The sequence below is a fragment of the Brevibacillus sp. HD3.3A genome (assembly GCF_013284375.2).
Classification (GTDB): domain Bacteria; phylum Bacillota; class Bacilli; order Brevibacillales; family Brevibacillaceae; genus Brevibacillus; species Brevibacillus parabrevis.
Genome location: NZ_CP085874.1, coordinates 4532367 through 4545167 on the forward strand (window position 1 = coordinate 4532367; position 12801 = coordinate 4545167).

Here is a 12801-nt window from a genome sequence, read left to right on the forward strand (position 1 = left end):
GATCGCTGCGGGTGTGCCTTTTCGTTCCACTCGTATATTCGGATTGCCTGCTTGCTACTGTGCGAGCAAATCGGCGAAAGCTTTGGCGTACGCTGGCAAATCTGGCGGACGACGGGAACCGACGATGTGTCCATCGACCACGACCTCTTCATCGATCCAAATCGCACCAGCGTTTTCCATGTCATCCTTGATGCCTGGCGTCGACGTTGTTTTCACTCCATGCAAAATTTTTGCCGAAGCGAGCACCCAACCTGCATGGCAGATGTGACCGATCGGCTTTTTCGCCTCGTGCATGGCACGGACAAACGCGAGCACCTCCGGATAACGCCGCAGCTTGTCCGGCGCCCAGCCGCCCGGAACGAGCACGCCGTCGTACTGCGAAGGATCAATCTCGCTCATCGCCTTGTCCGCTTCGCATGGCACACCGTATTTTCCGATGTAGACATGTCCCGCTTTCGGTCCAACCAGATGAACAGCCGCCCCTTCCTCGCGCAGCCGGAGCACCGGGTACCACAGTTCCAGATCTTCAAATTCGCTTTCCACAAAGCAGACTACTTGTTTTCCCGCAAGTCTCACGCGATCCGCCTCCTTTTCCTCTTTATTGTACGCTCTTTTCTAAGAAATTGTTGCTTTTAGAAAAGCCGTGAGTTGCTTGATATTTATAGTACCAAGCGAAGCGTGCATTCACGGTAAATGGAAATCCTATAGACTTCCTGATTTTCATTATAGAACACACGTTTCCACAACAGCAATAGCAACAAAATTTGCGAAAAGAGCCTTATTGTAAACAAACGAAAGAGCAATTGGAAAGGCTGCGAGCTGCAACGTCCCTTTTTCGGACAAAATGAAAAAGTGAGAAACAGGTCTACTCACTGTTTCCCACCTTATAACGAAAACCATATGTATAGATTGCTGGTGCCGGTAGAGGGACTTGAACCCCCACGGTTTCCCTCACGATTTTGAGTCGCGCGCGTCTGCCAATTCCGCCATACCGGCCTGTTCGTGTGTAAAATGGTCGGGAAGACAGGATTCGAACCTGCGACCCCTTGGTCCCAAGCCAAGTACTCTACCAAGCTGAGCTACTTCCCGATTTCCCACACGTTATTGCTCCTTCTATTCGACAAAATCCGATAGGAGTCGCAACACTTAGATATTTTACAGGCAAGTCGTCCCAAAATCAATACCGTTTTTTAAAATGATCTGCCTGCCCGCTCCTTGTCCGTTTTTTGGCGCTAGATCGCTTCCGGTTCATATAGGCGCAAGGACGTGCTGAACAAGCAGCGCAAGTTTTCCCGCCTGCTTTTTTCGGATGTTTTTTGCGCAGCCAGTCCATATACAAATGCCGCGCCGCTTTGCAGCCCCACGCCTGAGCCTGCCGGGCAGCTTGAATCGAGAGGGAGAGCATGGCACGGTGACAAGTCTCCTGCAATAACTCTTCGGCAATTTCGCGCAACCCGCACACCCGGTACAAATAACGATACAGTGGGTGCTGGTGCTCAGCGATCCATTCGCTCCATAATTGTGCCTTCATCTCCCACCTCCCTTTCATCCAAACGGAGTCAGTACGAAAATGTCACCACTTCTTTCCTGAAAATTTGCGATCGCTTCTCAGGCGCAGCATGCGCTCCTGCGTTTTGTTAGCGCCGCCCTCGCCCCAGGCCGCACCTTGCCCCTCACCCGCCGCCTGCATCCGCGCACACACGGCTTGCAGCAACCCGGCACGATTCTGAACAGTTGGTTTGGCAAATTGAATGGATAGTCCAAAGGATGACGCCCGACTATAATCCAGCGGCCGTCCGGCAGCTTTTTCAACTGATACACGCGAAAAAAGCGGTCGCTCGGGTCAAACTGAAACCAGACTGCGATGGTCACGCACCTCGCACTCTTTTTCAACACCTGCGATTTGACGATTGGAGTCGCTCCGATCCCGTCTCCAACCGGAACGGCAAGCTGGCCGTTGATCCTTCTCAGATCGAGATTGCCGATCACGCGGTTTGCGAGGCAAGGCGTCATGAATCTCGTCAAGAACCGGCGAATTTTGCTGACGGAATTAAAGCGTTTGGGCAAAATGACGCCTCGATTGCCTACACGCTTGTGTGCTGAAAACACGATCGTCCAAAAAGCCTGCTCCGCTTGCCGGACAACCCCAACCCACTTTTTCTTCATCTCGCATTCCTCCCCTCCTACAAGGGTATGCAACCACCAGCGCAAACGGTTGGGCACATCCCCCATACATAATTGCGGGCAAACAGGAGAAAGTAGTACGGTGTGCCACATCAACCATCTGTTCAAGGAGGAACAAACATGCCAAGCCAAATCAACACAGACTCTCTGAAAAAAGCCGAAGTGGCGACCACTCTCGCGAAAAATATGATTACGCAAGCCATCGAGCAATCCGCTGCCAACCCGCAACTGGCCGAGGAAGCATTGAAGCAAGCTTCCCAGGAGATTGCCCAGGCGCAAACGATGGTGTCGCAAGTCCAATCCACGCTGCAAACACAAGCCCAGTCGCAACAGAGCCAATCCTAGCCCTGGTGCTTGAACAGGCAAAACAGGCAGCCGCATGGTGCGGGATGCCTGTTTTTGCCGCTCGCTATTCGCCTGTCCTGTCCAGTTGTCCGATTGATCGTCGTTGGCACCCCGCTCCTTGTTACCGTAAAATAAAGGCAACTTGTGTGCAAAGGAGAAAGAGGCGATGGCTATGCAACCACTGGGCGGAATCAACCATTTTCTGTTTTCGGTAGCCGATTTGGAACGCTCCTTTTGCTTTTACCGTGACGTGCTCGGCGCCAAGCCGCTCGTCCGCGGCAGAAAGCTGGCTTATTTTGACTGGAACGGCTACTGGCTCGCTTTGAACGAAGAACCCGACATCCCCCGCAACGAGATTTCCTTGTCCTACACGCATCTGGCCTTTTCGCTTTCCGAAGCCGCTTTTGACGACTGGAAACGTCATCTGCAACAGCACGGCGTCCCCATTTTGCCGGGCCGGGAACGCGATGAACGGGACAAGCGCTCGCTTTATTTCACCGACCCCGACGGGCATAAGTTCGAGCTGCACACTGGAACGTTGCAGGATCGGCTCGCCTACTACCGCGAAGCTATGCCACACATGACTTTTTTCGATTGAAGCAGCCTGACTTACATAAACATTTCACAAATTCACAGTAGTTCCACAGTATCATTTCTTCCTCGAATGGTATAATCAGGTAGGTAGTGAGAACTATTTTGGATGACGGTGGCTGACCTATTCCGTGGCATGGATAGGTCAGTTTTTGATAAAAAAGCGGAGGGATTCTATGTTTGGCAAGCGTTGGGCGCGATCACAAACGGCCCCGATCCAGGAAAGCGATATCGCGATGACAGAGCAATTGCGGGCAAAAGTAAACTTTTTGCAGATGAACAATGACGATCTCAGGCGGCTCGCGCAAATCGAACCGCTCATAACCGAGCATATCGACACGATTACCGAGCGGCATTATCAGATGCTTGGCCACTATGCGAATTTGATGAATATCATTGAAGTCCATACTACTGTAGGACGCCTCTCCGGTTCCTTTCGCCACTATTTGCAATCGCTTTCCAACGCACAACTCAACGATGCCTACGTCGCGGGACGGGAAAAAATCGGGGAAGTCCACAGTAAAATCGGACTCGCCCCAGAGTGGTACACCGGCTCTTACATGCGGCTGTACGAATGCTTTATTCCCGCCATCGTCCATACTTACAGCAAAAAGCCGGACGAACTGTCTTCCATCTTGCTTGCCTTGATCAAGCTGCTCACGCTCGACTCCCAGATCGTGCTGGAAGCTTATCAAGAGGATCACGACTACAAAACGATCGACCGCCTGGGCAATGTCCTGGAGCTGGTCATGCAAATCGATAAAATCAAGCATGTACTCGATACCATCGACACGACAAGCGTGGAAACCGGCACGGTCAGACATGCAGCCGAGCAACTGTCCGAATCGGTGCAAAAGGTAGCCGCCTCCGCCGTGCACGTGGCGGAAAATGCTGCGACGACCATGGAGCAGGCCACAGCCGGGCAAAAAATCATCCAGATGTCATTGACAAGCTTCCTGTCCATGGCGGAAGAATTTAACGAGATGCAGGCCAAAATCTCGTCGCTGACGACTTCCATCGAAGCTGTCTCCCAAGTCGTGCAAGTGATCAAAAGCGTCGCGGATCAGACGAATTTGCTCGCCTTGAACGCCTCTATCGAAGCTGCCCGGGCGGGTGAGCATGGGCGCGGCTTTTCCATCGTCGCCGAGGAAGTGCGCAAGCTCGCGGAACAAACCAAACATTCCGTACAAAGCATCACCAGCACGATGGATACCGTCCGCCATGAAGCGAGCCTGGTCAAAGAAACGGCGGCTCTGCTTGGCACTCATTTCAACGACAATGCCACTCAGACACGCGAAGCGATCGAGTTGTTAGGCGAGATTGTGCAAAATATCGAACAAGTAGGCCATGCGACGGGACACATCGCTTCGTTGACAGAAGAACAGTCAGCTTCAACCGAAGATATTTCCATGCGAATTTCCCAGGTGGAGAACAATATGGAACAAATTTTCACCCACGTCTCCCACGCAGGCAAAAACGTCTACGAAATCGGGGCTGGCATCAACGCCCTGCACAAAAACAGCATCAGTCAAATTACACGCCTGAAAGCCAAACACAGCTTGCGCATCGTCAAAACCGACCATCTGCTCTGGAAATGGTGGGTGTACAACTTCTTGCTCGGTTATCATTCCATCACGGAAAAAGACCTCATCGATCACCACAATTGCCGTCTCGGGCTTTGGTATGACGAGGCGAAACAAAACCAGGCGATCAGCTCCCTCCCCGCTTTCAAACGGCTGGCAGAGCCGCACAGAGGGTTTCACGACGCGATTCGCCATATTTTCACGCTGGCTTCTACGGGCAAACAAAAAGAGGCCGAGATGGCATTTGCCATCCTGGAAGCACGCTCTGCGGAGGTGCTTGCCTGTCTGGACGATCTCGCTTCCGAAATGAACCAGATTACTTCCTAACCTTTTTCCTGCGGCGAACAGCGCGTTTTCTGGACGAAAGCGCGGAAGCAGGCTGGGCCACCCGCAAGCCAAGCGCGCGCATCGCCCGGTGAATCGGAAAAGCGATCGACAGCCTGCCGTCTGCTGAACCTGCGAAGTTGACGGCAGCGGCGTAATTGTTTGCGGTCAACCAGACAGAGCCGGAATCACCTGGCAGCGAAATCGGCGCTGCGCTGCGGATCACGGTCTGGTTGCGGAAGCGAATCGTTCCCAGTCCGCCGTAATCTCCGTAATCGACGTTAATATCGGTGTGAGTCGACTCTACGACTCCATGGACGAAGCCCGTGGTCCGGCCTACCTTTTTCAAACGGCTGCCGATCGCATAAGAGCGGACATATCCGGGAATCGTGCCGACTTTCGCATAGCGCGGAGCAAGCAGGTTATTGGAAGTCGGAATGCTGATCGCCACATCCATATCGTTGACGGCATTTTTTCGCAGCCGGACAAAACGGTACAGTTGTCCAATCCGGTCGCGTCCGGAACGCCCGCCATCCGATCCTCCCGGCTGGATCGTCTCCGTGTAGCCTCCGGTATTGTTGCGGTTCAAAACGTGGTTGTTGCTCAGCAAAAAGCGTTGTGCCCGTCTGAGCGCTCCGGTCACGATCAGGCCCGCCGTCCCGGACGCTCCCGGATATCCTACGCTGACGCCTGCTATCACCGGACGAATCCTCCGGCGATAGCTCGACGTTGCCCGCCATTTTTGATGGCTGCTGCATCTCCCCGATGTCACTGTTCGCACAGGGACAGCCACATGGGAAGTAATCTTTGGCCGCTTTCCGCCTTTTTTCCGTTTGACCGCCACGCAGCTCGGGCAGCCTTTTTTCACGGCGGCACTAGCGTCCAGCGTATACAGTACGACACAAGCGCCCTTTTGGTTGTTCCTGCCGTTTACATATCCGACGCCAATGCCCATGACACCGGGCATTCGCTTCCATTTTTTCACGAGATGGTTCTTCGCTTTCAGCGCCTCCCGAAAGGTAGCCATGCACTCATCTTTCCTTCCCTGTTGATTTCGTACATAGCCATCGTATGTCTGACTTGGCCAAGGCCATTAGACGCTTGCCAACCTCGGGAGAGCCTTTTTTATCGCCAAAAAAACCGCCATCCTCTGCACACAGCTAGAGAATGGCGGTTTTCATCTTTTTAATGGACTGACGATTGCCTGACAAGCCTCAGGAAGCTTCTGAGATCGTACTCGGCACAGGAGCCTGTTGCACTTTTTTATTCGTATGAACGAGCAAAATGTTCAAAATCACAGCAGTCAGCGAGCCTGTCACGATGCCGTTTTGCAGCATCATTTTCGCCAAAGTCGGCAGTTGGTCAAACATCGTTGGAACAGCCGCGGAGCCAAGACCGACTGCGATACTGCAAGCGGCAATCAGCAAGTTTTCGTTTTGGCGAAGATCCACCTGCGACAAAATGTTGATGCCGGACGCTACCACCATGCCGAACATCGCGATCATGGCGCCGCCCAGCACGGCATTCGGCACAACGGTCGTCAGGGCAGCCAGCTTCGGCAAAAGGCCGAGGACAACCAGCAGGCCGCCGGCTCCGATCATCACATCGCGCGTTTTGATGCCTGTCAAAGAAACCAGACCAACGTTTTGCGAAAAGGCTGTGTACGGGAAGGCATTGAAAACACCGCCCAAAACGATCGCGATTCCTTCCCCGCGCAAACCTTTGACTACGTCTTTGTCCGTAACCTTCGTATCGGTTACTTTTCCAAGCGCAAAATAAACGCCAGTCGACTCAGCCATACTGATAATGTTGACCAGAATCATCGTCACAATCGCCACGATGGAAAATTGCGGGGTGCCGAAGTAGAACGGCTCGACCACGCTGAACCAGGACGCCTCCGCCACATTGGCGAAGCTGACCATGCCCATCGTGTACGCCACGACCGTACCGATCACAAGGCCGAGCAGGACAGAAATCGCCCGAATAAATCCGGTAAAGAAACGGTTAATAACCAAAATGATGACCAATGTACCCAAAGCCAAGAGCAAGTTTCGCGGGGAACCGAAATCAGGCATGCCCTGGCCGCCAGCCGCGTTGTTCATCGCCACAGGAATGAGCGACAAGCCGATAATCGTCACGACGGAACCTTGCACCACCGTCGGGAAAAACCGCAGCAGCTTGCCAAACAGAGGAGCTGCCAATACTACAAACAAACCGGAAACGATAATGGCCCCGTAGGCCGTCGCCAAATTGCTCGTCGAGGCAATCGCAATAATCGGCCCTACCGCTGTAAACGTACACCCGAGCACGACCGGAAGACGAATCCCGGTGTAACGCGTGCCGATCACCTGCAACAGGGTGGCGATCCCGCACGTAAACAAGTCAGCGGCAATCAAATAGGCAATCTGGGCGGGAGTCAGGTTCAAAGCCCCGCCAATAATGAGCGGCACGACAACAGCACCGGCATACATCGCCAAAACGTGCTGCAAACCTAAAGTAACTATCTTTTGTTTGGATAGCATGAAGTAATCTTCTCTCCTCTTGATCGATCGGTTTTAGACGCGAACAGATTCCGGTTGAATAAAGTGAATGCCTTCTGGCGACATGGACTCGATACGGGCCAACGATTCAATGCGCACACCCGCTTGCTCCAGCAGTCCGCGACCTTCCTGGAAGCTTTTCTCGATCACGGCTCCGATGCCGACCAGATGAGCATTCGCATCTTTGATGATTTGGGTCAACCCAATCAAAGCTGCTCCTGTCGCAAGGAAGTCGTCGACGATCAGCACGCGGTCATCGGCAGACAGGTACTGCTTGGACACACTGATCTGATACGTTTCCTGGCGGGTAAACGAGTGCACAGGAGCCGAGTACACGTCTTCCGTCAGCGTCACGGCCTTTTTCTTTTTCGCGTATACAAAAGGCACACCGAGGGCAAACGACGTCGCCAGCGCAAAATGAATGCCGCTTGCCTCAATCGTCAATACTTTCGTAATCTTTTCACCTGCGAAAAGCTCGGCGAAGCGCTCCCCGATTTTCATCGTCAACTGCGGGTCTACCTGATGGTTCAAAAACGCATCCACCTTCAACACGGATGCGGACAACACTTTGCCGTCCTGGACAATGCGCTCTTGCAATTCCTTCATCTGTTCTTCCTCCTCCATCAACACTCGGACGTTGCCTGCCAACGCCACTCGCTCAAACCTGGTGAAAAAAATAAAAGCCCCGAACGGACAGTTCACAAGCAGGCTCAGGTAATAAAACCAACGCCAAGTGAAACTGTCCCTCGGGGCATTTTTCCCTTTAGGTGCAGCACGCCAACAAATGCGTGTCAGCGCCGTTCGAATCGGGATAAAACCACTCCTTTTGTTGCGAAGAACAAAGGAACGGCAGCCGCGATGCCAAACAGACGCTATTTCACTCGTAGTCAGGCGATTTACGGTCACCCGGTAGAAACTGTTGGGCCTTATTCCCAAAATTATACGAGCACTTCTTCTGCCTATTACCCAGCCTGTTTGCTGGGTCTTGACCAAATCTATCACAACTGGCTTGCTGTGATCAAGGGTAAATTTCTGAAAGTCTGCCAAGCTGTTTTTGCTTGCTGAAAAACGGAAAAAACCCCCGAAGCTGAAGTGCCCCCTGTCAAGTAGACAGTGAAAAAAACAAAAAGCTTAGACACCAATCTGAACCTAGGTTGGTGTCTTTTTTATGCCACAGAACTTTGTAAATAGTGCCTATATTCTAGGGGCGTCATACAGTTTAGCCTTTTCTGGTACCGATGATTATTGTAGTAATGTATGTATTCCGTAATGGCTACTTCTAGCTCTTCGTATGTATTGAATTTCTGGAGATAGTACATCTCCGATTTTAACGTTCCCCAGAATGATTCCATTGGACCATTGTCGATACACCTAGCTACCCTCGACATGCTCTGAGTCATTCCCGTATCATCTAGTTTCTTCTTGAACATTTTGTTCGTGTATTGAAATCCTCGATCACTATGAAAGATGGGTTTCGCATTAGGATATGCCCGATGGGCAATATCAAACGTTCTAAACACAAGCTCATTGTTGTTCGAGTGCCCAATCACAAAAGAAACAATACTTTTATCCGACAAGTCCAGAATCGCACTCAAATAAGCCTTGCTTTGAAGGCCGTACTTCATTTCCGTTACGTCTGTGAGCCACTTTGTACCGAATTCTACGGATTTGAAATCCCTGCTCAAGACATTTTCTGCCGTGATTTCAGGCGTTGTCGGAACGTAATTCTTTTTCTTTTTGCGGCAAACGGATTTCAATTCTAAAATACCCATGAGTCTGTATACGCGTTTATAGTTGATAGAAAGATGGAACTGTCGATTCAGTTTGATGGTCATCTGGCGATAACCAAGAATCCCCTTTTTTTCTTCGTAGGCACGCTTAATCATAGGCAGCAACCCTTTGTTGAATTTCTCGTTTTCAGTTTCTTTCCTATTTCGCCACTTATAATACGACGAACGCGGAATCCCTGCGATTTCACAAAGCTGACTGATGGCATATGATTTACTGTCGTACAGATTACGGATGGCAAGATAAATAGGTTCATTGCGGACTTGGTTTAGGGTCGCCCCCTTTGAATTTCGTCTAGCTTTTTTAGAAAATCGATCTCCATTTGCTTTCTTTTATTCTCAGCTTGAAGCAATGTATTTTGTGCTCGTAGCTTCTCCACCTCAGACATCTCGTTTTCAGATTTTCGTTTCCCACGTTTGTCCTGAAGCGCATCTACGCCAAATTTTATGTATTTGTGTGTCCATGAGTAAACCTGCTGATAGGAAACCTGAAATTCTTTGGCTGTTTGGGCATGATTATGCTGATGTTCTAAGCAGAATTTCACAATTTCGATTCTTTCTTCGAAAGTAGTCGCTCGTCCTTTTGTCATGATTGGTGTTCCTCCTGCTCCGGAAGATTTCAACTTCTCATGACCATTATACTTTAGAATCCATTTACGCAGTTGGCGGGTTGATTTAATGCCATATCGCTTACATATCTCCATATGAGAAGCACCGCCAGCTAGATAGTCCTCAACAGCAGATAACTTCAGTTCTGCGGAATAAGTCCTGTTCTTAGGTGTACTGAGCAGTCCATCTGGACCTAATGATTGATAGGTTTGAAGCCATTGTTTCATGGAGGAAAAGGTAACGTCTAGCGTGCTTGCTAGATGATTGAGAGAATCTTCTCCACGGAGATATTTTTCGATAGCTGCGATCTTTTCTGGTCCAGCTATTTTTGCTTTATGGGACATAAAAAAATGCTCCTCCTTACAGGTAGACAGTTTTATTATTTCAACTGTCTACCCAAAGGGGAGCATATCAAGCTTCGAGGGTCTTTTCGTTTATCGCTTAGGCTTTTTGCTGCGATGCTGCATCGTCATTTTCTTCCATTTGTCTTTCTCGGCCGCTGCCAGCCTGGCGTCTTCCTTGCGCGCCAGATGAGCCAGTTCCCGTTGCAGTTTCAAATAGCTGTCGAAGCGAGCCTGCTCCAATGTGCCATCCGCAATCGCTTCCCGGACGGCACAGCCCGGCTCCCGCCCGTGCTGGCAATCGCTGAATCGGCAGTCTTCCGCCAGCTTCTCGACATCGTCAAAAGCGCCACGGAATCCTTCATCGGCTTCCCACAGCTGCAATTCTCTCATTCCCGGCGTGTCGATCATGAGAGCGCCGCCTGGCAGCTGGAACAGCTCGCGGTGCGTCGTCGTATGCCGTCCGCGATCATCTCCGTCGCGAACGCCGCTTACTTTTTGGCGCTCTGCTCCGCTCAGCTTGTTGATCAGCGTCGATTTGCCGACCCCCGACGAGCCCATGAGCGCCACCGTCTGTCCGCTGCCCAGGTAAGGTGCGAGCTGTTCCAGCCCTTCTCCCTGCTCTGCACTGACTACGTGCACGGGCACGCCGATCGCGACGGTTTCCACTTCAGCCATGCACTTTTCCAGATCGTCGCACAAATCAGCCTTGGACAGCACGATCACCGGATTGGCTCCGCTTTCCCAGGCGAGGATGAGATAACGCTCCATCCTGCGTATATTAAAGTCGTTGTTCAAGGCAGTCACCAAAAAGACCGTATCGACGTTGGCTGCCACGATTTGTTCTTCGACCGTTTCCCCGGCCACTTTTCGCGAAAACTTGCTCTTGCGCGGGAGCAGCGCATGAATCGAGGCTTTCTTTTCCTCGGGACGCGCCTTGATGACTACCCAGTCTCCTACCGCCGGATAATCCTCGCGACCCGTCGCCTCATAGCGCAGCTTGCCCGTCACTTCGCCCAACAGCTCGCCATGCTCGCTCATCAGACGGTAAATGCGTTTATGTTCCAGCGAGATTCTTCCCACGCTGAAGCCTTCTTCGGCATAAGGGGCAAACAGATTGGCAAAATGCTCATTCCAGCCCAAAGATTGCAATGTTGATTGATTGGTTGCTTGATTCACTACGGATTCCCCCTGCAAATGGTTAATGATTGGCCGTACGCCAACACCAGTCGCAGTCGAATCCTCATTTTGTGAACGGTGTTATTTTCCGCTTGAAAGGAGGATTCCTGCGACGAAACTTCCTACACTCTGAGCGTTTTTCATGTTTGACATAAAACATCTCTCCTTTTCAAGACCGCACCATTTATGGTTTGGAATCATTTTCCCAATCATTGTAACATACAACGCGGCGTGGCAAAAGCGTCAGTCTCCACCGCCGCCTCCGCCGCTGTCTCCGCCTCCGCTATCACTGCCGCTGCTGCTGCTGTAGTCACTGCCGCTGTCGCTGCTTCTCCAATCTCCATCTGTATCACGGTCGCGATGGTGATGGCTGCTGTCGGCGTAGAAGGAGCTGCTGCTATCGGTAGAATTTGAGTACGAGCGTCTGGTTGTGCCAGTTTTGGCTTTGTTTGCAAAGACAATGACTAAGATTACAAATACGACGACGATGAGAATAAAAACTTCCATCTGTATCCACTCCCTCTCCATCCTACAAGAAACAATGTTTGTTACCTAAGTATACCACAAGCTTGCTCCCACTTTTGGAATCAGTTGGAACGGTCAGCCTGCCCACATGCGCATCAAAAAGGCATGCAGCCTATCGGACACATGCCAAAAGTTTCATTACCGAACATGGTAAAAGTATTACAATACGTTATTTTCAAAGCACAACACAGAATGACCTCCGATAGAGTTATTGAAGCCACTAACCATCCGGTGCGTAGGTTATAATGCTGAGATGTATTTTTAATGTCATCCTTATAACATTGAAATCATATAAAACACTAATTTTACAATAATAAGAGAAAAGTCCCTTTATTTACAAAAGAACATGATGTATTTATAAATATGTAAAATAATTACAAGTAAGGGGGATTCTTGTGAAACTTCGCAAGTCTTTAGTAGTTTTTACACTGCTACTTACGTTATCCGTATTGTCGTCAATTTCCGCTTTCGCCGCGACATCTTACGTCTATAATGGGGATATTTCCTCAGGGTGGTGGTCGTCAGGGGTAATGAATAGTACGAGTAGCTGCGGTTATGATGGTAAAAGCTACTGGTATTATGGTAGCAGTAGTCCAACTTCTACGGGAGAGTGGGCCAAAGAACTTAATGGACGTACTGAATACGCGGTTTACATTCCGAGTTGTAATTCTACTGGTTCCGTCAAATATCATGTTTGGTATGAAGATGGGCAAAGGGTAGATCTTAATGTAAATCAACTCAACTATTCTAATGAATGGGTTATTCTAGGAACATATTATGGAGATAGCTACTC

13 protein-coding genes, 2 tRNA genes and 1 riboswitch are annotated in these 12801 nt (G+C 50.6%); of the genes, 3 read left to right on the plus strand and 12 right to left on the minus strand.

Translation table 11 applies throughout. The features are described 5' to 3' along the window. Nucleotides 1-54 precede the first annotated feature (54 nt). The 5 genes from HP435_RS21125 to HP435_RS21145 all read right to left on the minus strand — a co-directional run bounded on the left by HP435_RS21125 (nucleotide 55) and on the right by HP435_RS21145 (nucleotide 2166). Nucleotides 55-576 (minus strand): type 1 glutamine amidotransferase domain-containing protein, encoded by a 522-nt coding sequence (locus HP435_RS21125; protein ID WP_122963838.1) that lies wholly within the window; start codon nucleotides 574-576, stop codon nucleotides 55-57. Nucleotides 577-913: 337 nt separating this feature from the next. Then, nucleotides 914-996: transfer RNA gene (locus HP435_RS21130), tRNA-Leu, on the minus strand. A 16-nt stretch (nucleotides 997-1012) separates the two neighbouring features. Further along, nucleotides 1013-1089 (minus strand) — tRNA-Pro (locus tag HP435_RS21135). An 88-nt stretch (nucleotides 1090-1177) separates the two neighbouring features. Beyond that, nucleotides 1178-1531 (minus strand): sigma factor, encoded by a 354-nt coding sequence (locus tag HP435_RS21140; RefSeq protein WP_229049728.1) that lies wholly within the window; start codon nucleotides 1529-1531, stop codon nucleotides 1178-1180. 77 nt (nucleotides 1532-1608) lie between these two features. Next, the gene (locus HP435_RS21145) at nucleotides 1609-2166 is read right to left on the minus strand and encodes a hypothetical protein (protein ID WP_173596800.1); all 558 of its coding nucleotides are present in this window, start codon (nucleotides 2164-2166) and stop codon (nucleotides 1609-1611) included. 138 nt (nucleotides 2167-2304) lie between these two features. On the opposite strand from HP435_RS21145, the gene HP435_RS21150 reads away from it, so the two are divergent. From HP435_RS21150 to HP435_RS21160, 3 genes are all read left to right on the plus strand, one after another. Further along, a complete protein-coding gene (locus HP435_RS21150; RefSeq protein WP_063227938.1) occupies nucleotides 2305-2529 on the plus strand; it encodes a hypothetical protein in 225 nt (74 codons plus the stop codon). 172 nt (nucleotides 2530-2701) lie between these two features. Beyond that, nucleotides 2702-3127, plus strand: coding sequence for a metallothiol transferase FosB (gene fosB, locus HP435_RS21155; protein ID WP_173596905.1), 426 nt, complete (start codon nucleotides 2702-2704; stop codon nucleotides 3125-3127). 169 nt (nucleotides 3128-3296) lie between these two features. After that, nucleotides 3297-5030 carry a protoglobin domain-containing protein gene (locus HP435_RS21160; RefSeq protein WP_173599082.1) on the plus strand — a complete coding sequence of 578 codons (1734 nt, stop codon included), beginning with the start codon at nucleotides 3297-3299 and terminating at the stop codon, nucleotides 5028-5030. Here the strand turns inward: HP435_RS21160 and HP435_RS21165 are convergent. From HP435_RS21165 to HP435_RS21195, 7 genes are all read right to left on the minus strand, one after another. Next, complete coding sequence (locus HP435_RS21165) at nucleotides 5020-6054, minus strand: chymotrypsin family serine protease (protein WP_173596798.1); 1035 nt, start codon at nucleotides 6052-6054, stop codon at nucleotides 5020-5022. The genes HP435_RS21160 and HP435_RS21165 overlap by 11 nt on opposite strands. Before the next feature lie 187 nt (nucleotides 6055-6241). Continuing rightward, nucleotides 6242-7549 carry a nucleobase:cation symporter-2 family protein gene (locus tag HP435_RS21170; RefSeq protein ID WP_122963835.1) on the minus strand — a complete coding sequence of 436 codons (1308 nt, stop codon included), beginning with the start codon at nucleotides 7547-7549 and terminating at the stop codon, nucleotides 6242-6244. Nucleotides 7550-7582: 33 nt separating this feature from the next. After that, the gene (locus tag HP435_RS21175; RefSeq protein ID WP_173596797.1) at nucleotides 7583-8173 is read right to left on the minus strand and encodes a xanthine phosphoribosyltransferase; all 591 of its coding nucleotides are present in this window, start codon (nucleotides 8171-8173) and stop codon (nucleotides 7583-7585) included. A gap of 258 nt (nucleotides 8174-8431) precedes the next feature. Next, nucleotides 8432-8533: riboswitch (purine riboswitch) on the minus strand. Nucleotides 8534-8733: 200 nt separating this feature from the next. Beyond that, entirely contained in the window at nucleotides 8734-9603 is an 870-nt protein-coding gene (locus tag HP435_RS21180; RefSeq protein WP_173600258.1) for an IS3 family transposase, read from the minus strand. Between the two features lie 20 nt (nucleotides 9604-9623). Next, nucleotides 9624-10307: a helix-turn-helix domain-containing protein gene (locus HP435_RS21185; protein WP_173600257.1), complete on the minus strand. Its 684-nt coding sequence runs from the start codon at nucleotides 10305-10307 to the stop codon at nucleotides 9624-9626. Nucleotides 10308-10397: 90 nt separating this feature from the next. Further along, the gene (gene rsgA, locus HP435_RS21190; protein ID WP_173599913.1) at nucleotides 10398-11483 is read right to left on the minus strand and encodes a ribosome small subunit-dependent GTPase A; all 1086 of its coding nucleotides are present in this window, start codon (nucleotides 11481-11483) and stop codon (nucleotides 10398-10400) included. A 243-nt stretch (nucleotides 11484-11726) separates the two neighbouring features. Beyond that, nucleotides 11727-11990, minus strand: coding sequence for a hypothetical protein (locus tag HP435_RS21195; RefSeq protein ID WP_173599912.1), 264 nt, complete (start codon nucleotides 11988-11990; stop codon nucleotides 11727-11729). Between the last annotated feature and the right edge of the window lie 811 nt (nucleotides 11991-12801).